Genomic DNA, 22,809 nt, shown 5'->3' on the forward strand with positions numbered 1-22,809 from the left:
AGAAGTCGGACTTACTTGGAGTTGGCCGACACGTAGTTCACCGCGTCGCCAACGGTCTTCAGGTTCGCCAGCTCGTCGTCCGGGATCTTGACACCGAACTTGTCCTCGGCCTGGACAGCGATCTCCACCATGGACAGCGAGTCGATGTCGAGGTCGTCCACGAAGGACTTCTCGGCGGTCACGTCGTCCTGCGCCACACCGGCGACCTCTTCGACGATCTCGGCGAGGCCGGCGAGGATCTCTGCGTTGTCTGCCACTGGTTGTTCCCTTCTCGGTGATGCTTTCGGCTGCCCTGCGGACACGGTGCCCGCAGGGGAAGTATTCATCACGGGCAGACGAAGGCCTGGCCCGCGTAGGAGAGTCCGGCCCCGAAGCCCACGGCGAGCACGACGTCGCCCGTCTTGACGGTGCCCGCCTTGCGCATGTGGTCCAGCGCCAAAGGAATCGACGCGGACGAGGTGTTGCCGGAGTACTTGATGTCGTCGGCCACGACCATGTCCTCGCGGGCGCCCTTGGCGCGCAGCTTCTTGGCGATGGCTTCGACGATGCGCAGGTTGGCCTGGTGCGGGATCAGGACGTCCACATCGGACGGTTCGAGCCCGGCGAGTTCCAGCGCCTGCATGGCGATCGGCGCGATCTGCGTGGTCGCCCAGCGGAAGACCGACTGGCCCTCCTGGTAGATCCACTTGTCGTCGCGCATGTAGATCAGGTCGACGTGCTCGCCCGCGCTGCCCCAGGCGACCGGGCCGATCTGCGGGGTGTCGGCCGCGCCGACCACCGCCGCACCGGCGCCGTCGGCGAAGATGATCGCGTTCGCGCGGTCGACCGGGTCGACGTGGTCGGTGAGCTTCTCGGCGCCGATGACGAGCGCCTTCTTCGCGCTGCCCGCCCGGATGAGGTCCGAAGCGACGCCGATGCCGTAACAGAATCCGGCGCACGCGGCGTTGAGGTCGAACGCGGCCGGGTGCGTGATGCCGATCCGGTCGGCCACCTGCGCGGCGGCGTTCGGGATCTGGGTGGGCATCGTGCAGTTGGGCAGGATGACCGTGTCCACTTCGGACGGATCCACGCCGGCGTCGGCCAGCGCGGCGGTGCCCGCCTTGACCGCCATGTCGACCAGCGACTCGTCCTTCTCGGCGAACCGGCGCTCGATGATGCCGACCCGCTCGCGGATCCACTGGTCGTTGGTGTCCATGATCTTCGAGAGATCGTCGTTGGTCACGATCTTCTCGGGCTGGAAGCTCCCGACACCGAGGATGCGGGTCCCGGCGGCGCCCGGCGCCTGCCGCAAAGTGGATCGGTCGGTCACGAAGCGTCCTCCTGCCCCTGAAGCTTCGCCAGCTCGGCCGGCGTCTTCAGAGCGATCGTGGTGGTCACGGTTCCCTTGAGCTGCCGCTTGACCAGCCCGGTCAGCGTGCCCGCCGGCGGGAGTTCGAGTGTCGAGGTGACACCCGCGGTGACCAGGCCGTCCATGGTCAGATCCCAGCGAACGGGGCTCGTGACCTGCTTGACCAGCCGGTCGAGGTACTCGGCCCCGCTGGTGACGATCTGGCCGTCGGCGTTCGACAGCAGCGGACGCGTCGGGTCCGCCGGGGTGATCTTCGCAGCGTGGGCGGCCAGCGCTTCACGCGCGGGTGCCATGTAGGAGGTGTGGAACGCACCGGCGACCTTGAGCGCGCGGACCTTGGTGCCCTCCAGCGGCTCGGCCACGATCTTCTCGATCGCGCCGGCGGCGCCGGAGGCGACGATCTGGCCGGCGCCGTTGCGGTTCGCCGCGGCGAGGCCGTGGCCCTCGAGCCACGCGACGACCTGCTCCGGCTCGCCGAGCATGACCGCGGCCATGCTCGTGGGCTCCAGCGCGCACGCCTTCGCCATCTCGGCGCCGCGGACGGCGGCCAGCGCGACGGCGTCTTCGGGGCTCAGCACCCCGGCGATGGCGGCGGCGGCGAGCTCGCCGACGGAGTGACCGGCGACCGGCGCGTCCGCGGCGACCGGGGCCTCACGCTGAAGGTGCTCGAACGCCAGCAGTGACAGCGCCACGATCAGCGGCTGGGTGATCGCGGTGTCCTGGATCTCCTCGGCGTCCGCTTCGGTGCCGAGGCGGACGAGGTCGAGACCGGCCCGCTCGGACCAGGCTTCGACGCGCGCGCGGGCGCCGTCGAGCTCGAGCCAAGGGGTGAGCATGCCTGGGGCTTGGGAACCCTGACCGGGGGCGAGGACTGCAACTGTCACCCCACTAGAGAACACTCTCGGCCACCATGGTCGTGATGCCGACGCTCACCAAGTCCGGCCGACGTAATTGTCGGAACCCTCCAAAAGCGCCTTCCTGATCTCCGCGCTTAACCCAAAAGCCTTGTCGGGTTCAACCAGCTTTCCCTATGAAGTCCGTCACTGCGCAGAGTTACCAACCGGTTTACCGCCGCGGTCACCAGAGGCCGCGGGCACGGGCCAGCCGCCCGACCGTCAGCGCCACCTTCAGCACCCAGGCGTCACGCGATTCGGCGGCGTGGCGGCCGGTCAGTTCGGCGGCCTTCCGCAGCCGGTACCGGACGGTGTTCGGATGCACGAACAGCGTCCGCGCGCAGGTCTCCAGGACTCCGCCGCTGTCGAGGTAGGTCTCCACCGTCCGCAGCAAGGCCGGGCCCGCTTCTTCGAGCGGTCGCGCGATCTGCTCCACGAGCAGGCGTTCGGCTTCGGGGTCGCCGGACAACGCGCGTTCGGGCAGCAGGTCGATCGATCTCGCGGGCCGGGGCGCGCCGGCCCAGCCGACGACGGCGCGCAGGCCGGAGAGTGCTTCGGTCGCGCTGTGGTGCGCTTCGGCGAGGGTGGGCACCGTCGGGCCGGCGACGACCGGGCCGTCGGCGAAGGCGACCGACAGCTTGGCGAGGATCTCGCGGTCCTTGACGCTGCCGTCGGTGGGACCGGCGACCACCACGACCAGCCGGGATCCCTGCACCGAAAGCAGCACCGGGCGCCCGACCCTGGCGGCGCGGCTGCGGACCTCGAACACGACGGCGGGCGGATCATCCGATGTCGGAGTGCCGACCACCGCGGTGGCGGGAGCGGCCGGATCCCATCCGAGCGCGGCGGCGCGCGAGAGCACCGCTTCCTCGGCGTCACCGCGGACGATGCCGTCGACGACCAGCGCCTCCAGCCGCGCGTCCCAGGCGCCGCGGGCCTCGGCGGCGGCCGCGTAGGAGTTGGCGGCGGCGAACGCGATCTCCCTGCCGTAGCGCAGGATCCCCTCGATCAGCGCGGCGCGCTCGGCCTCGTTCGCGGCGAATTCCGGCAGCTGCTCCTCGAACACCTCGATCGCCAGCCGCACCATGCCGACCGCCTGCCGCAGGCTCACCCAGCGGGAGAGCTCGGCGGGTGCTTCGCGGAACGCCTCGGTGGTGAGGGAGAGCGCCTCCTTGGCGTCGCGGAGCCAGTCGACGAAACCGGCGGCACCCGCCTGGGTGATCAGCAGAACGCTCGCGCGCTGGTCGGCGGGAAGGCGGGCGAACCAGGTCAGCCGCTCTTCCATCACCGCCACGCTCGCGCTCGCGAGCCGGCCGGAGGCGTGCTCGAGCCGCCGGAGGGTCTTGGCGGACAGCCCGTGGTGCTTGGGCACACGCCGTCCGGAAGTCGCATCAGCCATGGTCAGCCGATCCTAGTCCGGTGGGCAAAGGTGGCCCTCATCCTGCGGTCACTCGCCCATGGAGTCCGAAGTGGACGGTAATTGGCGGCGAAATTGCGAAAGGTCTCGGCATAAAACTCGAGGCCGCCCGGCGCTCGCGTTTTTCGCTGCGCCGGACGGCCTCGTCTCCCCGGTCCCCACCGGTAGGACAAGTATGGGACTTGTCGATCTTTTCCCGCTAGCTCACTCACTCGATCGTGGGTCGCCGAGTTGCCGGTGCGGTTCCGGTGATCAACGATCCCTCGCAAGCCGCACCGGGTAGGTCGCGGATGCGCAGAGGAGGGAGTTCGCCGTGGGCGAGCAGCTGAAAGACGGTCTGGGACAAGCATGGAACCTTGTCGCCACCTTCGTGCCGAAATTGATCGGTTTCCTGATCATCCTGCTGATCGGCTGGTTGATCGCGAAAGCCGTGTCGAAGGCATTGGGACTGGTTCTGTCGAAGATCGGATTCGGCAAGCTCATCGAGAAGACCGGGCTCACCGGAACGCTCAAACAGGCGAATGTCGACGCGGGCGGGATCCTCGTCAAACTCGTGTACTACTTCATTCTCCTGATCGCGCTGCAGCTCGCGTTCGGCGTATTCGGTGAGAGCAATCCGGTCAGCGCGCTGCTGAACGACATCATCGCGTTCCTGCCGCGGATCCTGGTGGCGCTCGTGCTGGTGATCGTCGCGGCCGCCGTGGCGAAGGTCGTCCGCGACCTGGTGACCGGGGCGCTGTCGACGCGGCCCGCGGGACGGCTGCTCGGCACCATCGCCTACTGGATGATCATGGCGTTCGGCATCATCGCCGCGCTCGGCCAGGTCAACATCGCGACCGCCATCACCGGGCCGGTCCTGATCACCGTCCTCGCCACCATCGGCGGCGTGATCGTCGTCGGCTTCGGTGGCGGTCTGATCAAGCCGGCGCAGGACCGCTGGCAGGGCTGGCTGGCCAATTTGCAGGGGCAGCTCGAGGCCGGGGATCACAAGCAGGAGGTCCGTTCGGAGCCGCCGACTTCGCCCGTGGGCATCGGTCGCGTAGATTCCTGAGCATCCGCGCGGGCCCGGTGATCGAGGAAGGCACCGGGCCCGCGTGGAGTCGAAGGGCCCATCGCCGCGGAATACGCGGTGGAGGGCCCTTCAGCGTCTCTCGAGCCACCTGGCTGTTCCGCACCTCACACTCCCTAGGGAATGGCGTCGGTACGGAGCATGTTGGAGCGGTAGACGGAGAGGGGTGCGGACGTGGACTTCCTGCTGCACAACGGTGTCACGGTGCTCGGACAATGGATCTCCTTCGCCGAGCTGGCGGGGCAGATCTTCGCGCTCGCCGTGGTCTTCCTGGCGCAACGCCGCACGTTGTGGACGTGGCCGGTGCAGGTCGGCGCCACCGTGCTCTTGTTCTCGGTCTACGTCTCCGCGCATCTCGGCGGGCTCGCGACCAGGCAGATCGCGATCCTCGCCATCTCGATCTACGGCTGGTGGGCCTGGTCCCGCCGCAGCGACCCGGTCTACGGCGTCGTCGTCCGCAAGGGCACGCTCCGCGAGCGCCTGGCGATGATCGGCGCGTTCGCGATCGGCACCACCGCGATGGCGCTGGTCCTCGACGCGCTCGACGCCTCCTGGGCGCCGTGGCCGGACGCCGCGATCTTCGTCGGCACGCTGGTGGCCTTCGCCGCGCAGGGCGCGGGTCTCGTCGAGTTCTGGCTGGTGTGGCTGGTCGTCGACGCGATCGGCGTACCGCTGCAGCTCTCCTCGGGCCTGTACTTCTCGGCGGCGGTGTACATCGTGTTCGCCGGTCTGGTCGTGCACGGCTGGTGGAGCTGGAACCGGACGGCGAAGCAGGTCAGCGCCGCGCCGTCCGGGGTCTCGGCCGCGGTCTAGCGCATGGTGGCGTGTGACGGCTTGAGGTCGGCGACGGTGCGGACACCCAGCAGTTGCATCGTCCGCACCATCTCGGCGCGCAGGATGTCCACGCACCGCTGAACCCCGCGCTCGCCGCCCGCCATCAGGCCGTAGAGGAACGCGCGGCCGATGAGCACCGCGTCCGCGCCGCGCGCGATGGCGGCCACGATGTCGCCGCCGGACAGGATGCCGGTGTCGACCCACACCTCCGCGTCGCCCTGGATCTCGTCGAGCACCGCGGGCAGCAGCTCGATCGGCGTCGGCGCGCGGTCGAGCTGGCGGCCGCCGTGGTTGGACAGCAGGACGGCGTCGGCGCCGTGCTTGACCACGTCACGCGCGTCGTCGACGTTCTGGATCCCCTTGACCACGAGCTTGCCCGGCCAGGTCTGGCGGACCCAGTCGAGGTCGTCGAAGTTCAACGTCGGGTCGAAGAGCTGGTTGAGCAGCTCGGCGACGGTCCCGTCGAACTGGCTCAGCGACGCGAAGGTCAGCGGCTCGGTGGTCAGCAGGTTGAACCACCACGCCGGATGCATCGCGCCGTCGACGAACGTCTTGAGGGTCAGCGCGGGCGGGATGGTCAGCCCGTTGCGGACGTCGCGCAGCCGCGCGCCCGCGACCGGGGTGTCCACCGTCAGCATAAGCGTGTCGAAGCCGGCGGCCCAGGCGCGATTCATCAGATCTTCGCCGGCTTTGTGGTCGCGCCAGACGTAGAGCTGGAACCACTTGCGGGCCTCCGGGGCGGCCGCGGCGAGGTCTTCGATGGACGTCGTCGCCATCGTCGACAGCCCCATCGGGATGCCGTTGCGCTGCGCGACGCGGGCCACCGCGGACTCGCCCTCGTGGTTCATCATGCGGGTGAACCCGGTCGGCGCGAACGCGAACGGCAGCTCCGAACGCTTGCCGAGGATCTCCTTGCCGGTGTCCACATCGGACACGCCGCGCAGGACGTTCGGGTGGAATTCCACGCTGCGGAAGGCCTGCCGGGCGCGGCGGAGGCTGTCTTCCAGCTCCGCGGCGCCGTCGGTGTAGTCGAACGCCGCCCGCGGCGTCCGCTTGCGGGCGAGCATCCGCAGGTCGGCAATCGTGTGCGCGCCCGCCAGCCGCCGGTCGGTCGGGTTGAGCACGATCGGCTTCGGCCGCAGGATCTGCTTCAGCTCACCCGGCTTCGGCAATCGACGCTTGGTCACACTCGCTCACCCTTTCCGCAAACATCCGATGTCTCACCCTAGCTCGTCCGGTCCCGGACGCAATGAACGGTCCGTTCCTTGCAAATTTCGCAAGGAACGGACCGTTCATGGCAGTGCTAGGCGCTACCGGAGTCCGACAACTGCGGACCCGCGGCCGCGACGTCGTCGAGGCGGTACTTGCGCGCCGCCTCCGCCGCCTTCGACTGGTCGATCTCGCCGCGCTTGGCCAGCGCGCTCAGCGTGCCGACCACGATCGACTGGGCGTCGACCAGGAACTTCCGCCGGGCGGCGGGGCGGGTGTCGGAGAAGCCGAACCCGTCGGTGCCCAGCGTCAGCATGTCGGTCGGCACCCAGGGGCGGATGAGGTCCGGCACGGCCCGCATCCAGTCCGAAACCGCGACGACCGGCCCGTTCACGCCGGACAGCTTCTGTGTGATGTACGGCACACGCGGGGAGTCGCCCGGGTGGAGCAGGTTGTCGTGGTCGACCTCGACGGCCTCGCGGCGCAGCTCGGTCCACGACGTCGCCGACCACACGGCCGCGCGCACGCCCCACTCCTCGGCCAGCATCTGCTGCGCCCGCAGCGCGTCCGGCATGGTGACGCCGGAGACCAGGATCTGCGCCTCCGGGCCGTCGCCCGACGGGGCGTCCGCGTACTTGTAGAGACCCTTGAGCAGGCCGTCGACGTCGAGGTTCTCGGGCTCGGCGGGCTGCTGGTAGGGCTCGTTGTAGATCGTCATGTAGTAGAAGATGTTCTCGCCGTTGCCGTCCGGCCCGGTCTCGCCGTACATCCGGCGAAGACCGTCCCGCACGATGTGGGCGATCTCGAACGACCACGCCGCGTCGTAGGCCACGACGGCCGGGTTGGTCGCCGCCAGCAGCAGCGAGTGCCCGTCGGCGTGCTGGAGGCCCTCACCGGTCAGCGTGGTGCGGCCGGCGGTGGCGCCGAGCACGAACCCGCGGGCCATCTGGTCCGCCGCCGCGTAGAGGCCGTCACCGGTCCGCTGGAACCCGAACATCGAGTAGAAGATGTAGATCGGGATCATCGGCTCGCCGTGCGTGGCGTACGAGGTGCCGACGGCGGTGAACGACGCGGTCGAGCCCGCCTCGTTGATGCCCTCGTGCAGGATGACGCCCTTTTCGGACTCCTTGTAGGCCAGCATCAGGCTCGCGTCGACCGAGGTGTACGTCTGGCCGTGCGGGTTGTAGATCTTGGCCGTCGGGAACATCGAGTCGAGACCGAAGGTGCGCGCCTCGTCCGGGATGATCGGGACGATCCGCTTGCCGATCTCGGAGTCCTTCGCCAGCTCGCGGACGAGCCGGACGAACGCCATCGTGGTGGCGACCTCCTGCTTGCCCGAGCCCTTCCGGATGCCTTCGTAGACCTTGTCGCCGGGCAGCACGAGGGCCTTCGAGGCCTTCGGGCGGCGCTCCGGCAGGAACCCGCCGAGCGCGCGGCGGCGGCCGATCATGTACTCGATCTCGGCCGAGTCCTTGCCCGGGTGGTAGTACGGCGGCAGCTTCGGGTCGCGCTCGAGCTCCTCGTCGCTGATCGGGATGCGCTGGGCGTCCCGGAACAGCTTGAGGTCGTCGAGGGTGAGCTTCTTCATCTGGTGCGTGGCGTTGCGGCCCTCGAAGGACGGTCCGAGGCCGTAACCCTTGATGGTGTGGGCCAGGATGACCGTCGGCTGGCCGTGGTGCTCCAGCGACGACTTGTAGGCCGCGTAGACCTTGCGGTAGTCGTGCCCGCCGCGCTTGAGGTTCCAGACGTCGGCGTCGGTGAGGTCCTTGACGAGTTCCTTGGTCCGCGGGTCGCGGCCGAAGAAGTGCTCGCGGACGAACGCGCCGTCGTTGGCCTTGTAGGTCTGGAAATCGCCGTCCGGCGTGGTGTTCATCAGGTTGACCAGCGCGCCGTCGCGGTCCGCGTGCAGCAGCGAGTCCCACTCGCGGCCCCAGATGACCTTGATGACGTTCCAGCCGGCGCCGCGGAAGTACGACTCCAGCTCCTGGATGATCTTGCCGTTGCCGCGCACCGGGCCGTCGAGCCGCTGCAGGTTGCAGTTGATCACGAAGGTCAGGTTGTCGAGGCCCTCGCTCGCGGCCACGTGGATGAGGCCGCGCGATTCCGGCTCGTCCATCTCGCCGTCGCCGAGGAACGCCCAGACGTGCTGGTCGCTGGTGTCCTTGATGCCGCGGTCGCGCAGGTAGCGGTTGAATCGCGCCTGGTAGATCGCGTTCATCGGGCCGAGGCCCATGGACACGGTCGGGTTCTCCCAGAACTCCGGCATCAGCCGGGGGTGCGGGTACGACGGCAGGCCGCCGCCCTCGCCGGCGTGCGAGAACTCCTGGCGGAAGCCGTCCAGCTGGCTCTCGGTCAGCCTGCCCTCGAGGAACGCGCGGGCGTAGATGCCGGGGGAGGCGTGGCCCTGGATGAAGATCTGGTCGCCGCCGCCCGAGTGGTCCTTGCCGCGGAAGAAGTGGTTGAAGCCCACTTCGTACAGCGCCGCGGACGAGCCGTAGGTCGAGATGTGCCCGCCGACGCCGACGCCGGGACGCTGCGCGCGGTGCACCATGATCGCGGCGTTCCACCGGATGTAGGCGCGGTACCGGCGCTCGATCTCCTCGTCACCGGGGAACCAGGGTTCGTTCTCGGTGGGGATGGTGTTGACGTAGTCCGTCGACGTCAGCGCCGGGACGCCGACGTGGCGCTCCCTGGCCCGCTCGAGGATGCGCAGCATCAGGTACCGGGCGCGCTGCTGACCACCCCTGGCCAGCGCCTCGTCGAAGGAGTCCAGCCATTCGGCGGTCTCCTCCGGGTCGATGTCGGGCAGGTGCGCCGCCAATCCGTCACGGATGACGCGGACGCGTGCCGGGGTCTCCTTGCCGGAGGCGCCGTCGTTCTGCGGGGCCAAGGGGTCTCCTTGCGAAAGGTGGTAGCTGGTTGTGCTCGTACGCGGGCGTGTTCGCCGTCCATCGTCGTCCTCCGGTTCCGTTCGCGTCACCGCTACTGATCGGTAACGTTCGCGGACCCGATTGCGACACGCCTCGCACGCGCCTGTACTCGCGCGCGCGTTTTCTCTCCCACCCTAAAGCAGGCCGTTCGGAGGTGCCCAGGCGCGCCCGAAATGGCCCTCCGGGAGTGGGCTGAATGTCCGTACGCCGCGACACGAGTTGTTCAAGATCCGGTGTGGACGGTTGCGCGGAACGCTTCACCAGTGTTCGCTAACGGGCATCGTGTACCCGAGTGTGGTGCCCGCCCGGCCGTCGAGGCCGACGCGACACCACGCTCCGTCGTAGTTGGAGGAGTGACAGCAGTGGTCGCCGCGGGAGACGCTGATCAGAGCAGCGTCGCCGAAAGGCTCGGGATCAAGCCGGACATGGTGGTCCAGGAGATCGGCTGGGACGAGGACGTCGACGACGACCTTCGTGCGGCGATCGAGGAACAGATCGGTGGCGACATCCTCGACGAGGACGCCGACGAGGTCATCGACGTGGTGCTGCTGTGGTGGCGCGAAGACGACGGTGATCTCGGTGACACGCTGATCGAGGTCCGGACTCCCCTGAACGAGAACGGCGTGATCTGGGTGCTGACCCCGAAGACGGGCCAGCCCGGGCATGTCGAGCCGAGTGACATCGCCGAGGCGGTGCCGCAGGTCGGACTGGCACAGACGGCCAACATCAGTGCCGGCCCCAAGTGGGCGGGCACGCGGCTGGTTTCGCCGAAGTCGTCCAAGACCAAGCGGTGACTTCTCCAGGCGCGTGATCGACACGATAGGGTTGTCGTCGCAGGCCCCTGTTCGCTCTTGAGAGGAAACCGCCGGTATGGCCGTCGAGGTCGGATCGCAAGCCCCGGACTTCACGCTCAACGACTACAACAAGCAGTCCGTGACGCTGTCGTCCTTCAAGGGTGACAAGCCGGTCCTGCTCGTGTTCTACCCGTTCGCGTTCAGCGGCATCTGCACCGGTGAGCTGTGCCAGCTCCGCGACGAGTTCGCGGACTACGACGGCCAGGGCGTCCAGGTGATCGGCGTGTCCGTGGACACCCCGTTCTCGCTCAAGGCGTGGGCCGAGCAGGAGGGCTACCAGTTCCCGCTGCTTTCGGACTTCTGGCCGCACGGCGAGGTCGCGAAGGCCTACGGCGTCTTCAACGAGGCGGCCGGCCTGGCCACCCGCGGCACCTTCCTGATCGACAAGGACGGCGTCGTCCGGTTCGCCGAGGTCAACCAGCCCGGTGAGGCGCGCGACCAGCAGGCGTGGAAGAAGGCCGTGGCCTCGCTGGCCTGAGTCTTCACGGTGGCACCCGTGCGCGGGTGCCACCTCCCGGGCGCATAGCTCAGCGGGAGAGCACTCGGTTTACACCCGAGCGGTCGTAGGTTCGATCCCTACTGCGCCCACCGAAAACCCGGCGACACCCCGCCCTCGCGGGACTACCTTGAGCCGGATGCACGACCTCACGTGGCGGCCTCTCGCCCCGCAGGACGCCCAGGCGTCGGCCGATCTCCTCAACGCGATGGAGACCGTCGACGGGATCGGCGAGAACTACACCGCCGAGGACACCCTCCAGGAGCTGATCGACCCGTACGCGGACCTGGAACGGGCGAGTCTCGCGGCTTTCGACGGCGACGTGATGGCGGGTTACATGAAGATCCGCTTCAAGCCGTCCGCGGAGGAGATCCATCGGGTCTTCCTCGACGGGGGAGTCCATCCCGCGTATCGCCGGCGGGGGATCGGCGGTGCGCTCGTCGACGCGGGGGTGGCGGCGGCGAAGGTGGTGCACGCGCTGCACCACCCTGACGCGAAACTCGTGGTCGACGTCAATCGGCCGGAGCGCATCGCCGGGCTGGCCGAGCTCGTCCGGTCGCGGGGGTTCGTGCCGGTGCGCTACTTCCAGCGGATGGAGCACTCGCTCTCGGAGTTGGATGCTTCGGCGCTCCCCGAGGGGTGCACGGTCGAACCGTGGTCCGAGCGGAACGACGAAGACTTCCGGGCGGTCCGGAACGCGGCGTATCGGGACTACTGGGGCGCGGTGCCGATGCCTGTCGAGCTTTGGCGGAACAAGATCACCAACCAGACCTTCCAGCCTGAGGCCAGCTTCCTGCTTCGGGAGGCGGGCGCCGCGGTCGGGATGCTGGTGACCATGTGGTGGGAGGCCGATACGGAGGCCACCGGCGTCCGCGACGCGCACTTCATGGCGATCGGGACGCTTCGGGAGTATCGGCGGCGGGGCGTCGCGAGCGCGCTGATGGGGCACGCGCTCCGGGACGCCGCCGGGCAGGGCTACGACCGCGCGAGTTTGAACGTGGACTCGGCGGATCCGTCGGGGGCGTTCGGGGTCTTCGAGAAGGCGGGTTTCGTGCCGACGATGCGGTACGTGCGCTGGGCACTCGAAGCCTGACGCAGTTAGTCGGCTAAACGCGCAAGACACGTGAAGGCCTCCTCCACTCGGCTCAGCCGAGCGAAGGAGGCCTTCACGCACCCCCAACACCTGTGGAACGTTTTCGGTTTTCGGCGGTCTGGTCTGCCCCCTCGGCAGGCCAGACCGCCGGTGCGCCGCGCCGCGGGTGGCGAACTTTCGGCTGCACAAGACAGGAGACGGTCGGGACTGCCCAGATACATCAAGATCGGCGGCCATTGGAGTGATCCGGACCGCGAGGGGTGATCACGCTGAGCGACTAGGCGCGGATGAGCCTGTTCGCCAGCGTCGACATCGTGTAGGCGCCGATGCCCATGACGACTTCGAGGGCGTTCCGTTCGGTGTATCCGTGCCCGAAGAAGGTCCGCAGCGTCTCGTCGTCGACGGCGCCCGCGGTTTCGAGCACCGCCAAGGTGAACTGCCGGACGGCTTCCAGTCGCTCGTCGGGTACGGGCTGCTGTGAGCGGAGTGCCGCGATGACGTCGTCGTCGGCGTGGTGACCCTTCAGCTTGCCCGTGTGGATCTCGACGCACACCGCGCAGCCGTTGCGGGTCGCCACGGTCATCACGACCGTTTCCCGCGCGAGGGGGTCGAGTGTCGTCCGCTCGAAGCTCACGCTGAGTTTCAGGAATCCGTCGAGCAGTTCGGGTGACGACGCCTGCCGGGCTACGGCGGTGGGGAGGTGCCCGAACTTCCGGATGGTCGCTTCCATGGCGCGACGCGAGGCTTCGGGCGCGGTTTCGACGGTGTGATCGGTGAACAAGGTTCCCCCTAAGATGGTCAACGTGGTTGACGAAAAGGTAAACCAGGTTGTCGAATCTGGCAAGCGAGTTCGCGAAACCCCCGGCTTCGAGCTGCCGCTCCTCCTGTTCGCGGGTTTCCGCACGATCATCGACCGGTTGCACGCCGAGCTCGCCGAGCAGGGACATCCGGACGTCCGCCCGGTGTACGGCTTCGCCATGCAGGCGATCGGCCGCGAAGGCGCGACCGCGAGCGAGATCGGGCGGCGGCTCGGGGTCAGCAAGCAGGCGGCGGGCAAGACCGTCGACAAGCTGGAGCAGCTCGGCTACGTCGTGCGCGTGGACGACCCGGCCGACGCGCGGCGCAAGGTCGTCCGGCTCACCGGTCGTGGGTTCGACTCACTCGGCCGGTCGGCGGCGATCTTCGAGGAGCTGCGCGAGGATTGGGCCGGCACGTTGGGCATCGACAGGGTCCGCGCGCTCGAAGCCGACCTCCGCACGATGGCGCCGTCGGACGGCTTCCGCCTCGATGTCGCCGGCTGGTTCGGTGCCTAGAACGGGCACCCCGGGTTCGGCGCGTCCTGCGACAGCGGGCTCCCGTGCGGCAGCACGTAAAGCACCTCCAGCACCACCGGTGTCGTCCCGAGGTTCCGTCCGATGTGGACGGTGTCGCTCGGCTCGGTGAAGACGGCGCCCTTCCGGTACAGGCCGTCGAGCCCGCAGTCGGCCGAGTTGTGCGTCAGCGTGCCTGCCTTGACGTACGCGTACAGCTTTCCGTCGTGGTAGTGCCAGCCGGTGTAGCCGCCGGGCTGGATGACGACCTCGCGTAGCACGTAGTCGGTGTTCCCGACCGTCCTCTGCGAGAAGATCGTCCCGGTCACCCCGGAGCCGGGAGTCGCCTCGGCCGTCGCGGGGACGGCGAGCGCGAGAACGAGGGTGGCGAGCAGCGTGGTCACGGACCGCAGGCGCATGAGCGAACGGTACCGTGATCGGTACTGCCCGAACGGGCCGTTCATTCCGCCCGAAGCGTCCGCCGCAGCATCTTGCCGCTCTCCGTCCGCGGCAGCCGCTCCCGGAAGTCGAACCGGCGCGGCGTCTTGAACCCGGCGAGCTCGGCCCGGCAGTGCTCTTCGAGCCGTTCCGCCAGCGCGGGATCCCCGGTGACCCCCTCGGCAGGCTGCACGACGGCGACGACCCGTTGGCCCCATTCGGGATCCGGCTCCCCGATCACCGCGACGTCCGCGACGTCGGGATGGCTCAGCAGCCGCGCCTCGATCTCGGCCGGGTAGATGTTCACGCCGCCGGAGAGGATGAGATCCGTCCGCCGGTCGCACAGGAACACCCGTCCGTCGGCGTCGAGATAGCCGACGTCCCCGACGGTGACGAACTCCCCGGAGCGTGCGGCGGCCGTCTTGCCCGGATCGCCGTGATAGTCGAATTTCGTGTGCGCGGAACTGAAGTAGAGCATCCCGGCCTCGCCCGCGGGGAGTTCACGTCCGTCGTCGTCGAGAACCTCGACGCGCACTCCGTTCAGCGGCTTGCCGACGGTACCCGGCTCGGCGAGCCATTCGCGTGCGTGCACCGCCGTGATCAGGCCCTCGGACGCGCCGTAGTACTCGTGCACCACCGGACCGAGCCAGGCGAGCATGCGCTCCTTGACTTCCCGGGGGCACGGGGCGGCGCCGTGGATCACCGACGTCAGGCTCGACAGGTCGTGGCGCGTACGCACGTCCTCGGGCAGCCGCAGCATGCGGTGGAACATCGTCGGCACGAGATGAGTGCTCGTCACGCGGTGCTTTTCGGTGAGCCGCAGCGTTTCCGCGGCGTCGAACCGGTCCATCAGCACGAGCGTGTGCCCGAGATGCAGGGCCGCGGTCGAGAACATCCCGGGCGCCGCGTGGTAGAGCGGGCAGGCGACGAGGTGCACGCCGTGCCCCGGCCGGACGTCCAGGCGTTCGAGGGTGTGCGCGTGGATCGGGTGCAGTGCGGGCGGCCGCCCCGAAAGGGTGCGCCGGACGCCTTTGGGGCGCCCCGTGGTCCCGGAGGTGTAGAGCATCGTCTGGCCGGCGGTCCGCCGCTCCGGCGTGGTCGTGGGCTGGTCCGTTCCCCAAGCCTCGTACTCGGCCCAGCCGGGCGTCTCGCCGCGCGAAAACCGGTGCAGGTCACCCAGTTCCGCGGTGCACGTGGCCGCGATGTCAGCGTCCGCGACGGCGACCTTGGCCCCGCTGTCGGCTGCGATGTAGGCGATCTCCGCAGGCGAAGACCGGTGGTTGACCGGGGTGAAGTACATCCCCGCCTGCAGGGTCGCCAGCAGGAGCTCGTAGTAGGTGAGTCCATTGTGGATGATCGCGACGACGCCGTCGCCTTCGCCGAGACCGAGCGCCCGCAAGGCGTGGGTCAGCTGGTTCGCCCGCGCCGAAAGTTCGCCGAAGGTGGTCTCGCGGCCGTCGACGTCGATCACCGCGACGCGGCCGGGGTCCTGGGCGGCGATCTCGTAGAAGGTGCTCATCCCGGGCGCCTCAGGGATTCCAGATGCCGCCGGAGCACCGTGCGCATCAGTTCCGGTGAGGTCCGGCCCGCCGACAACGCGAGCCCGTCCAGCAGCGCGGCGAGCCGTTCGGTCTCGACGGCAACATCGAGGTCGCCGAGCAGGCCGCCCGCTTCGTCCGCGCCCTCGAGCACCCGGCGGACGAGGAATCGAACCCCCTCATGCATGCGGGTGGCCTCCTCGGCGAGGTCGGGGCGGTTCTTCGCGGCGGCCGAGAACGCCAGCCAGACGTCGGCTTCGGCCCGGGTCTGCTCGGTGAGCGGAAGCAGTTCGCCGAGGAACGCCTCGGTGACTTCCTGCCGCCGCGAGCGGGGTGTCGCGGGGTCGAGCAGAACGGGGAGGTGTCCCGCCAACCGTGCCTCCAGCCGGTCGCCGAGCGCGCGCATGGCGAACACGATCAACTCGTCATGGCCGCCGAAGTAGTGCCGCACCGAACCGATCGCGAGACCGGCCTCTTCGGCCACGCTCCTGAGTGACGCCTGCGCGAGGCCGTCCCGCTGGATCACCCGGAAGACAGCTTCGGCTATCTCCAGGCGGCGGGCTTCCGGGTCGACGATCTTGGGCACGTTGCCTTTATAGCACGACCTTGCTATTTTATTTGGCACACTCGTGCTACAAAGGGGGAGTTCATGCGGACCTGGTTGCTGATCGCGCTCGTGGTCGCCGTGGTGATCGTGCTCATCGTGCGCAGGCTGCGCGGGGAGCCGTTGGTGGCCCGGGAGGTGTTCGGGGCGCCGGTGATCCTCCTCGCGATCGGCGTCTACGGCCTGGTCAAGCTGGAGATCTTCACCTTCGCCGACGGCCTCTGGCTCGCGCTGGGGTCCGCGGTCGGGTGCGGTCTCGGCGCGGTGCGCGCCACCACCACGAAACTGTTCGAGCGCGACGGCGTGCTGTGGCTGCGCTACACCGGCTGGACGTTCGGCGTATGGGTGCTGTCGCTGCTGGTGAACTTCGGGATCGGTTTCCTGGCCACCACGGCGGGGGCGCATCCCGACGCGCGGCCGGTGACGCTGTCGATCGGCGTCAGCCTGCTGGGGGAGGCGCTGGTGATCGGCAAGCGCGCGAAGACGACGGGGCTGCCGTACGCCCCGCCGTCCGATTCGCTGCTTTCGCGCCGTTAAACCAGTTTTCCGACTTCGCCGACGAGGAGGGCGATGTCGTCTTCGGTGTTGAAGTAGTGCACCGAAGACCGGACCATCGGCGGCAGCCCGCGCTCGGCGAAGTCGAACTGGGCGGACGTCGCTTCGGTGACGCTGACGTTGATCTTCGCCGCGGCCAGGCGCTGCTTCACTTCCTGTGACGGCGTTTCCGCCACGCTGAACGTGACGATCCCGCACTGCCGCACGCCCTGGTCGTGGACGCGGACGCCGGGGATCTCGCGGAGCGCGTCACGCAGTTTCGCCGCCAGCGCGGCGACGCGGGCTTCGATGGCGGGCATACCCCATTCGAGGGCGTAGTCGATCGCCGCGCCGAGACCGTGCAGGGCGGCGTGATCGCGTTCCCAGACCTCGAACATCTTCGCCGTCGGATCGACCTCGTAGCTTTCGGGCGCCGTCCACACCGCCGAATGGAGATCGAGCATCGCGGGCTCGACGCGTTCACGCAGCCGCGGGTGCGCGTAAAGGAATCCGGTGCCCCGCGGTCCGCGCAGGTACTTGCGGCCGGTCACGCTGAGCGCGTCGCAGTTCAGCCGTGCGACGTCGAGGTCGATCTGGCCGGCGCTCTGGCACGCGTCCAGCAGGAACGGGATCCCTGCCGCCCTGGCCACCGCGCCGATCTCCTCGGCCGGGTTCACCAGCCCGCCCTGCGTCGGCACGTGGGAGACGGCGATCAGCTTGACGTCGCCGTCGACGCGGCGCTTGAGGTCCTCGACGTCCAGCTGTCCGGACTCGTCGTTGTCGACCACCTCGACGACGGCGCCGGTGCGCTTCGCGATCTGCAGGAAGGAGATGACGTTGCTCGCGTACTCGGATTTCGCCGTCAGGATCCGGTCTCCGGCGGCGAACGGCAGCGCGTAGAAGATCGCCTGCCAGGAGCGCGTCGCGTTGTCGGTCAGGGCGATGTCGTCGGGGCCGGCGCCGACGAGGCGGGCGGCCGAGGAGTAGACGCCCCGCATCCGTTCCGCGGTCGCCGCGGCCTGCTCGTATCCGCCGATCAGGGCCTCTTCGCGCAGGTAATCGACGACGGTGTCGGTCACCCGGGCGGGTGGAAGCGACGAACCGGCGTTGTTGAGGTGGACCACCTCCGCGCAGCCCGGGGTTTCGGCGCGGGCGCGGTGCACATCGAAGTCCGTCATGCCTAACTGAATACAGTACGGCCGAAGTGCATGCAATACTGCACCGATGACGAGGAACCTGCTCCGCCGCGACCTCGCGGAGGAGATCACCGCTCGTGTGCTCGACGGCCGGATCGCCGCGGACAGCCGCATCAACGAGGTGCACCTCGCCCGGGAGCTGGGCGTCAGCCGCACCCCGTTGCGCGAGGCACTGATCGGGCTGGCCGACCGCGGCCTGCTCGTCTCGGCGCCGAACCGGGGCTTCCTCGTGCCGCCGTTCGATCCGGAGGAGGCCCGGCAGCTGTACCCGCTCGTCGCGGAGCTGGAATCGCTCGCGCTGCGCTGGAGTTCGCCGCAGGACCTCGCCGGGCTCACCGGCGGCCTGGACCGGATCGCCGACGAGATGACCGAGGAACTCGGGCAGCAGGGTGATCTGTCCACTTTGGATGATCGTTGGCACGCGCTGCTCGTCTCGCGCTGCACGAATCCGCATCTGCTGCGGTTGCTGGAGCAGACGAAGCCGCTCCTGAAACGCTATGACGCGCGCTATTTCGGTGGCGCCGAGCGTTCGAGGGAGAGTATCGACGAGCACCGCCGGATCGCCGAGGCGATCCGCGCCGCGGACCTCGAGGCCGCCGTCGGGCTGCTCGGGCGGAACTGGGTGAAAACGTTGGCATATCTGGAAGACATGGGGTGACACGATGTTCGTGACGGCACATCTGAGCGACAACCATCTCGACGGCGGGGAGCGCGCCGACGAACGGACGGCGCGGGTCATGCGGTACCTGGAAGGCCTGGCGACACCGGTCGACGCGATCCTCGTGACCGGTGACATCTCCGACCACGGCACCGTCGAGGAGTACCGGCGCGCGGCCGAGCTGTTCAAGACCGACACACCGCTCTTCACCTGCCCCGGCAACCACGACAAGCGCGGCCCCTTCCGTGAAGGGCTGCTCGGGCAGGCACCGGACGAATCGCCGGTCAACGTGGCGCACACCGTCGGCGACGTCACGTTCGTCATGGCCGATTCGAGCGTCCCTGGCAAGCCGGACGGGCGGTTCGACGACGAGACCATGGCGTGGCTGGACAGCGTTCTCGCCGACGGCGACGGCCCGGCCTTCATCGCCTTCCACCACCCGCCGGTCCCGCTCGGCCTGCCGCTGGTGGACGCGATGCGCCAGTACGGCGAGGACAAGCTGGCCGAAGTGCTGGCCCGCCACCCGCGCGTGGCCGCCCTGCTCTGCGGGCACGTCCACACCGCGGCGTCGACGACGTTCGCGGGTGTGCCGCTGCGTTCGGCGCCCTCGGTCGGGTCGAGCATCCTGTTCCCGTGGGAGGAGAACGGTCTCCGGCACTGGAGTGAAGGCGGCCCGATCGACTACGACCTGCCGCCGTCGCTGCTGTTCCACGTGCTCCACGACGACGGCAGGCTGACGACGCACCAGCGGGTGGTGCCGTGATCCGACGGCTCACGATGCTGGCTGCCTTGGCGATGCTGCTGAGCGGATGCGCGCTGTTCATTCCCGAGAAGAGCCAGGCTCCCGCCCCGACGGGCGCCATGACCACCGTCGGCCCCGTCGCCGACGCGGTGCGGACCGCGCGTCCCGAGTTCCTCCAGGTCGAGGTGGGTGAGAACCGGGACGGGGCGACGACGGGTGTCGTGGTCGACGCCGAAGTCCCCGTCGGGTACGTGGTCACGGGTGAGGTGCTCGGCACCGTGCTCGTCTCCGTGTGGAAAGCCTCGGATCCGAAGCCGGCCTTCGTGAAATTCAACCCGTGGTCGACTTACGAAGGCAGGAAAGGTGCGATCAAGGCGCAGCGGGCCGCCGAAGAGCTCGGTATCGATTGGAGCCCGAGCCTCGCCGTGGGCGTGAACGTGCCCGACTACGAGATCAAGAAGCTCGCCGGTGGCTGAGCCGCGCCGGCCTACCCCGCGAACACCGGCAGCGTGATCCGGGACGGATGAGCGGGGTCGTGGAAGATCTCGAACCGCGCTGGGTTCCCGTCCACCGCACGGAAAACAGGTTCGTCGGTACCGTGGTTGCGGGCGAAGCGAGGGAACGCTCCGCCCGCGACCTGCACCCGTAGCCGGTGGCCGCGGCGGAACCGGTAGGCCGTCGGGTCGAGCAGGATCTCGGCCGCGACCACACCGTCCACATCGGACCCCGGACCGCCGGGCCGAAGGCGGAGGATGCCGTCGGTGACATTGCGGGAGACGCCGCGACGGTCCACATCGCAGAGCCGGACGAACACGTCGCCGTGCCCGAGGTCGGTCCGGACGTGCACGAGGGCGGAGATCTCGCCGATGACGTCGAGATCGTGCTCCAGCACGTCACCGGTGAAGAGCAGCACGTCCTGCCGCGCCTCGATTTCCTTGTTGTCCTGTTGTTTCTGCACGCCGGACAGCAGCGGGCCGCCGACGGTCGGCGTCGGATCGGCCGGGTCGAAGGTGAACGTGCCAGGCTTGGACTCGACTGGTTCGGCGACGGAAAGTCCGCCAGGGCGCAGGAAGTACGGGGTGGCGTCGGATTCCGGCGGCCAGCTTTCGAAGTCCAGCCAGCGTCCGGAGCCCTGGAGGTACAGGCGCACGGGCGACTGCCTGAGCGGTGCGCGATCGCCGAGGAGATGCGCGGACAGGAAGCCGATCTGGTCGGTGATCAGCGTTTTCAAGCTGGCGGGCTCGCCGTGCGCCCACGGTCCGATGGTGATCCGCGGCTCGCGGCCGGCCGCGGCGAGTTCCTTGAAATCGCGCAGCTGGGCGGAGATGAACAGGTCGTACCAGCCGGTCACCATGCTCACCGGTGTCCTCAGCGCGGCGACCTCCGCGCTGTGGTCCGACGGCGCCCAGAAGTCGTCGCCGGGTTCGGCGTGCCGGGAGACGTCCTGCAGGAACCGCACCTGCTTGCCGATGGCCGCGACGTCCGCGCCGGACACCGGCAGGTGCGCCATGGCCCGGCGGGTCTTCTTCGTCTGCCAGGGGTTCGGCAGACCGGCGAACCGGCCTTCCTGCCGTCCGATCAGCGCCGACCACGTCACCATGTTGTCGACCGCGAGGATCCCGCCGGGATAGAAGGTCGAGACGAATTCCGACGCGGTGACACCGAGACAAAGCGCTTCGAGCGGCTCGTCGAGGTACGGCGCGACGGCCCATTGCGTGTGGCCGAGGTAGCTCGCACCCGCCATCGCGACCCGGCCGTCGCACCACGGCTGTGCGCGCAGCCAGGCGACGGTGGCGAGGCCGTCCTCCTTCTCCAGGTTGAACGGCCGGAATTCGCCGCCTGAACCGAAGGTCCCGCGAGTGCTCTGGAGGACGACCTGCAGCCCGTGCCGCGCGAACGTCTCGCCGAAGACCTTGCCCATCACGCCTTTGCGGCCGTACGGCGTGCGGATCAGCACGACCGGCCGAGGCTCGTCGCCCGCGACGGCGTAGCGATCCGCCAGGAGCCGGACGCCGTCGGGCATCGGGACGGGGATCGCCTTGGTCACCGAGGGGGCGGGACCTTCGGCGGGTGGGAGGCCGAGGTACCGGTCGATGAGTCGGTCGAGCACGCTGGCCGCCTTTCGTGCGGAGGATCACCTTCCGCTTACGACCGTACCCGCATGTCAGGAAAGTGGCTTTCAGGACGAAAAATGTCCTGAAAGCCACTTTCATGACACTGGCGCGGGGCGGACCGCCCGGTACCGCCCCGCTGGTCTCAGGAAAGCCGGGCGAGTGTCTCCGGCTTCAGCAGTTTCGCCAGCTCCTCGGCGGGCAGAAGGCCCTTCTCGACGACGAGTTCCGCCACGCCGCGGCCGGTTTCGAGCGCCTCCTTGGCGATCTCGGTCGCGGCCGCGTACCCGATGCTCGGGTTCAACGCGGTCACCAGCCCGATGGAGTTCTCGACGTAGCCCCGCATCACGTCGGCGTTCGCCGTGATCCCGGAGACGCACCGCTCCGCCAGCACCAGGCAGGCCGACCGCAGATGCGTGATGCTCTCCGAAAGCGAGTGCAGGATCAGCGGCTCGAACGCGTTGAGCTGCAACTGCCCGGCCTCGGCCGCCATCGTGACCGCGACGTCGTTGCCGATGACCTCGAACGCGACCTGGTTGACCACCTCGGGGATCACCGGGTTGATCTTGCCCGGCATGATCGACGACCCAGCCTGCACCGGCGGCAGGTTGATCTCGTTCAGCCCCGCCCGCGGCCCGGAGGAGAGCAGCCGCAGATCGTTGCAGCTCTTCGAAAGTTTCACCGCGATCCGCTTGAGCACCCCCGAAAGGTGCACGAACGCGCCGCAGTCCTGCGTCGCCTCGATGAGGTCCGCGGCGGACACGACGGGCAGGCCGGTGATCTCGCGCAGATGCGCGACGGCGGCTTCGGCGTACCCGGGCGCGGCGTTGAGCCCGGTGCCGATCGCGGTCGCGCCGAGGTTGATCTCGTGCAGCAGCGTCACCGCCTCGGTGAGCCGCAGCCGGTCTTCGCCGAGCATGACCGCGTAGGTGCCGAATTCCTGCCCCAGCGTCATCGGGACGGCGTCCTGCAGCTGCGTGCGGCCCATCTTCAGCAGATCGTGGAACTCGACGGCCTTGGCCGCGAAAGCCTGCTCCAGCACGACCATCGCGTCGGCCAGTTCGCGCACGGCGATGATCGTCGCGACGTTGACCGCGGTCGGGTACGCGTCGTTGGTCGACTGCCCGAGGTTCACGTGCTCGTTCGGGTGCACGCGGGCGTAGTCGCCCTTCTCGTGCCCGAGCAGTTCGAGCGCGCGGTTCGCGATCACCTCGTTGGCGTTCATGTTCGTCGAGGTGCCCGCGCCGCCCTGGATGACGTCGACGACGAACTGGTCGTGCAGCGCGCCTTCTCGGATCTCACGGCACGCCCGGCGGATCGCGTCGGCGACGTCCGGCTCCAGCAGCCCCAGATCCGCGTTGGCGCGGGCGGCCGCCTCCTTGACCGAGGCGAGCGCCTCGATCAGGTGCGGGTACGCGGAGATCGCGGTACCGGTGATGGGGAAGTTCTCCCTGGCCCGTGCGGTGTGCACACCCCAGTAGGCGTCGGCGGGGACTTCCTTGTCCCCCAGCAGATCGTGTTCCACGCGGTGCATC

The 22,809-nt window shown here is 68.9% G+C and carries 23 protein-coding genes and 1 tRNA gene; 11 read left to right on the forward strand and 13 right to left on the reverse strand.

What is annotated here, in order from left to right:
• Positions 1-11 precede the first annotated feature (11 nt).
• From DMC61_RS27365 to DMC61_RS27380, 4 genes are all read right to left on the reverse strand, one after another.
• Positions 12-257, reverse strand: a complete 246-nt coding sequence (locus DMC61_RS27365; RefSeq protein WP_004559006.1) for an acyl carrier protein — start codon at positions 255-257, stop codon at positions 12-14.
• 68 nt (positions 258-325) lie between these two features.
• Positions 326-1,309: a beta-ketoacyl-ACP synthase III gene (locus tag DMC61_RS27370; protein ID WP_125692366.1), complete on the reverse strand. Its 984-nt coding sequence runs from the start codon at positions 1,307-1,309 to the stop codon at positions 326-328.
• Entirely contained in the window at positions 1,306-2,232 is a 927-nt protein-coding gene (locus DMC61_RS27375) for an ACP S-malonyltransferase (RefSeq protein WP_305021991.1), read from the reverse strand. The genes DMC61_RS27370 and DMC61_RS27375 overlap by 4 nt, the downstream gene beginning before the upstream one ends.
• Before the next feature lie 193 nt (positions 2,233-2,425).
• Entirely contained in the window at positions 2,426-3,640 is a 1,215-nt protein-coding gene (locus DMC61_RS27380; protein ID WP_125692370.1) for a CdaR family transcriptional regulator, read from the reverse strand.
• 331 nt (positions 3,641-3,971) lie between these two features.
• Here DMC61_RS27380 and DMC61_RS27385 point away from each other — a divergent pair, with 331 nt between their 5' ends.
• Entirely contained in the window at positions 3,972-4,709 is a 738-nt protein-coding gene (locus tag DMC61_RS27385; protein WP_016336120.1) for a hypothetical protein, read from the forward strand.
• Positions 4,710-4,901: 192 nt separating this feature from the next.
• Positions 4,902-5,540 carry a nicotinamide mononucleotide transporter family protein gene (locus DMC61_RS27390; protein ID WP_016336119.1) on the forward strand — a complete coding sequence of 213 codons (639 nt, stop codon included), beginning with the start codon at positions 4,902-4,904 and terminating at the stop codon, positions 5,538-5,540.
• On the opposite strand, the gene DMC61_RS27395 is transcribed toward DMC61_RS27390, so the two are convergent.
• Both DMC61_RS27395 and aceE read right to left on the reverse strand, forming a co-directional pair.
• Positions 5,537-6,748, reverse strand: a complete 1,212-nt coding sequence (locus DMC61_RS27395) for an alpha-hydroxy acid oxidase (protein WP_125692372.1) — start codon at positions 6,746-6,748, stop codon at positions 5,537-5,539. The two genes, DMC61_RS27390 and DMC61_RS27395, sit on opposite strands and share 4 nt — an antisense overlap.
• Before the next feature lie 116 nt (positions 6,749-6,864).
• Positions 6,865-9,660, reverse strand: a complete 2,796-nt coding sequence (aceE, locus tag DMC61_RS27400) for a pyruvate dehydrogenase (acetyl-transferring), homodimeric type (protein ID WP_125692374.1) — start codon at positions 9,658-9,660, stop codon at positions 6,865-6,867.
• Between the two features lie 402 nt (positions 9,661-10,062).
• Between aceE and DMC61_RS27405 the strand changes: the two genes are divergently transcribed.
• The 4 genes from DMC61_RS27405 (at position 10,063) to DMC61_RS27420 (ending at position 12,143) form a co-directional block, all read left to right on the forward strand.
• Entirely contained in the window at positions 10,063-10,494 is a 432-nt protein-coding gene (locus DMC61_RS27405) for a DUF3052 domain-containing protein (RefSeq protein ID WP_016336117.1), read from the forward strand.
• A 76-nt stretch (positions 10,495-10,570) separates the two neighbouring features.
• Positions 10,571-11,032, forward strand: a complete 462-nt coding sequence (locus tag DMC61_RS27410) for a peroxiredoxin (RefSeq protein ID WP_016336116.1) — start codon at positions 10,571-10,573, stop codon at positions 11,030-11,032.
• Between the two features lie 38 nt (positions 11,033-11,070).
• A tRNA-Val gene (locus tag DMC61_RS27415) sits at positions 11,071-11,142 on the forward strand.
• 47 nt (positions 11,143-11,189) lie between these two features.
• Positions 11,190-12,143: a GNAT family N-acetyltransferase gene (locus DMC61_RS27420; protein ID WP_125692376.1), complete on the forward strand. Its 954-nt coding sequence runs from the start codon at positions 11,190-11,192 to the stop codon at positions 12,141-12,143.
• 277 nt (positions 12,144-12,420) lie between these two features.
• Here the strand turns inward: DMC61_RS27420 and DMC61_RS27425 are convergent, their stop codons facing one another.
• Positions 12,421-12,924 carry a carboxymuconolactone decarboxylase family protein gene (locus DMC61_RS27425; protein ID WP_125692378.1) on the reverse strand — a complete coding sequence of 168 codons (504 nt, stop codon included), beginning with the start codon at positions 12,922-12,924 and terminating at the stop codon, positions 12,421-12,423.
• 13 nt (positions 12,925-12,937) lie between these two features.
• Between DMC61_RS27425 and DMC61_RS27430 the strand changes: the two genes are divergently transcribed.
• A complete protein-coding gene (locus tag DMC61_RS27430) occupies positions 12,938-13,456 on the forward strand; it encodes a MarR family winged helix-turn-helix transcriptional regulator (RefSeq protein WP_125692379.1) in 519 nt (172 codons plus the stop codon).
• Here DMC61_RS27430 and DMC61_RS27435 read toward each other — a convergent pair.
• The 3 genes from DMC61_RS27435 to DMC61_RS27445 are packed head-to-tail and all read right to left on the reverse strand — an operon-like array spanning position 13,453 to position 16,015.
• On the reverse strand, positions 13,453-13,872 hold the full coding sequence (locus DMC61_RS27435) for a cupin domain-containing protein (RefSeq protein WP_125692381.1): 420 nt from the start codon (positions 13,870-13,872) through the stop codon (positions 13,453-13,455). The genes DMC61_RS27430 and DMC61_RS27435 overlap by 4 nt on opposite strands.
• Positions 13,873-13,913: 41 nt before the next feature.
• Positions 13,914-15,410: an AMP-binding protein gene (locus DMC61_RS27440; protein WP_125692383.1), complete on the reverse strand. Its 1,497-nt coding sequence runs from the start codon at positions 15,408-15,410 to the stop codon at positions 13,914-13,916.
• The gene (locus tag DMC61_RS27445) at positions 15,407-16,015 is read right to left on the reverse strand and encodes a TetR/AcrR family transcriptional regulator (protein WP_125692385.1); all 609 of its coding nucleotides are present in this window, start codon (positions 16,013-16,015) and stop codon (positions 15,407-15,409) included. The genes DMC61_RS27440 and DMC61_RS27445 overlap by 4 nt, the downstream gene beginning before the upstream one ends.
• A 63-nt stretch (positions 16,016-16,078) precedes the next feature.
• Here DMC61_RS27445 and DMC61_RS27450 point away from each other — a divergent pair, with 63 nt between their 5' ends.
• Positions 16,079-16,570 carry a hypothetical protein gene (locus tag DMC61_RS27450; RefSeq protein WP_016336108.1) on the forward strand — a complete coding sequence of 164 codons (492 nt, stop codon included), beginning with the start codon at positions 16,079-16,081 and terminating at the stop codon, positions 16,568-16,570.
• Here the strand turns inward: DMC61_RS27450 and DMC61_RS27455 are convergent.
• A complete protein-coding gene (locus DMC61_RS27455; protein ID WP_125692387.1) occupies positions 16,567-17,745 on the reverse strand; it encodes an aminotransferase class V-fold PLP-dependent enzyme in 1,179 nt (392 codons plus the stop codon). The two genes, DMC61_RS27450 and DMC61_RS27455, sit on opposite strands and share 4 nt — an antisense overlap.
• Before the next feature lie 46 nt (positions 17,746-17,791).
• On the opposite strand from DMC61_RS27455, the gene DMC61_RS27460 reads away from it, so the two are divergent.
• From DMC61_RS27460 to DMC61_RS27470, 3 genes are read left to right on the forward strand one after another with little or no spacing between them, the layout of a single operon-like run.
• The gene (locus tag DMC61_RS27460) at positions 17,792-18,421 is read left to right on the forward strand and encodes a GntR family transcriptional regulator (protein WP_125692389.1); all 630 of its coding nucleotides are present in this window, start codon (positions 17,792-17,794) and stop codon (positions 18,419-18,421) included.
• A gap of 4 nt (positions 18,422-18,425) precedes the next feature.
• Positions 18,426-19,184: a metallophosphoesterase gene (locus DMC61_RS27465; RefSeq protein WP_125692391.1), complete on the forward strand. Its 759-nt coding sequence runs from the start codon at positions 18,426-18,428 to the stop codon at positions 19,182-19,184.
• A complete protein-coding gene (locus DMC61_RS27470; RefSeq protein WP_016336104.1) occupies positions 19,181-19,639 on the forward strand; it encodes a hypothetical protein in 459 nt (152 codons plus the stop codon). The genes DMC61_RS27465 and DMC61_RS27470 overlap by 4 nt, the downstream gene beginning before the upstream one ends.
• An 11-nt stretch (positions 19,640-19,650) precedes the next feature.
• On the opposite strand, the gene DMC61_RS27475 is transcribed toward DMC61_RS27470, so the two are convergent.
• Both DMC61_RS27475 and aspA read right to left on the reverse strand, forming a co-directional pair.
• The gene (locus DMC61_RS27475) at positions 19,651-21,273 is read right to left on the reverse strand and encodes a CocE/NonD family hydrolase (RefSeq protein WP_125692393.1); all 1,623 of its coding nucleotides are present in this window, start codon (positions 21,271-21,273) and stop codon (positions 19,651-19,653) included.
• 146 nt (positions 21,274-21,419) lie between these two features.
• Positions 21,420-22,808, reverse strand: coding sequence for an aspartate ammonia-lyase (gene aspA / locus DMC61_RS27480; RefSeq protein ID WP_125692395.1), 1,389 nt, complete (start codon positions 22,806-22,808; stop codon positions 21,420-21,422).
• Position 22,809: the final 1 nt, after the last annotated feature.

Origin of the sequence: Amycolatopsis sp. WAC 04169 (assembly GCF_003947535.1) — a bacterium.
Lineage (GTDB): Bacteria > Actinomycetota > Actinomycetes > Mycobacteriales > Pseudonocardiaceae > Amycolatopsis > Amycolatopsis keratiniphila.

Excerpts from the sequence above, each read along its gene's own strand:
- DMC61_RS27380 (WP_125692370.1), bottom strand. The coding sequence starts at position 3,640 with ATGGCTGATGCGACTTCCGGACGGCGTGTGCCCAAGCACCACGGGCTG.
- DMC61_RS27410 (WP_016336116.1), top strand. The coding sequence starts at position 10,571 with ATGGCCGTCGAGGTCGGATCGCAAGCCCCGGACTTCACGCTCAACGAC.
- DMC61_RS27420 (WP_125692376.1), top strand. The coding sequence starts at position 11,190 with ATGCACGACCTCACGTGGCGGCCTCTCGCCCCGCAGGACGCCCAGGCG.
- DMC61_RS27430 (WP_125692379.1), top strand. The coding sequence starts at position 12,938 with ATGGTCAACGTGGTTGACGAAAAGGTAAACCAGGTTGTCGAATCTGGC.
- DMC61_RS27435 (WP_125692381.1), bottom strand. The coding sequence starts at position 13,872 with ATGCGCCTGCGGTCCGTGACCACGCTGCTCGCCACCCTCGTTCTCGCG.
- DMC61_RS27440 (WP_125692383.1), bottom strand. The coding sequence starts at position 15,410 with ATGAGCACCTTCTACGAGATCGCCGCCCAGGACCCCGGCCGCGTCGCG.
- DMC61_RS27450 (WP_016336108.1), top strand. The coding sequence starts at position 16,079 with ATGCGGACCTGGTTGCTGATCGCGCTCGTGGTCGCCGTGGTGATCGTG.
- DMC61_RS27455 (WP_125692387.1), bottom strand. The coding sequence starts at position 17,745 with ATGACGGACTTCGATGTGCACCGCGCCCGCGCCGAAACCCCGGGCTGC.
- DMC61_RS27460 (WP_125692389.1), top strand. The coding sequence starts at position 17,792 with ATGACGAGGAACCTGCTCCGCCGCGACCTCGCGGAGGAGATCACCGCT.
- DMC61_RS27465 (WP_125692391.1), top strand. The coding sequence starts at position 18,426 with ATGTTCGTGACGGCACATCTGAGCGACAACCATCTCGACGGCGGGGAG.
- aspA (WP_125692395.1), bottom strand. The coding sequence starts at position 22,808 with ATGCACCGCGTGGAACACGATCTGCTGGGGGACAAGGAAGTCCCCGCC.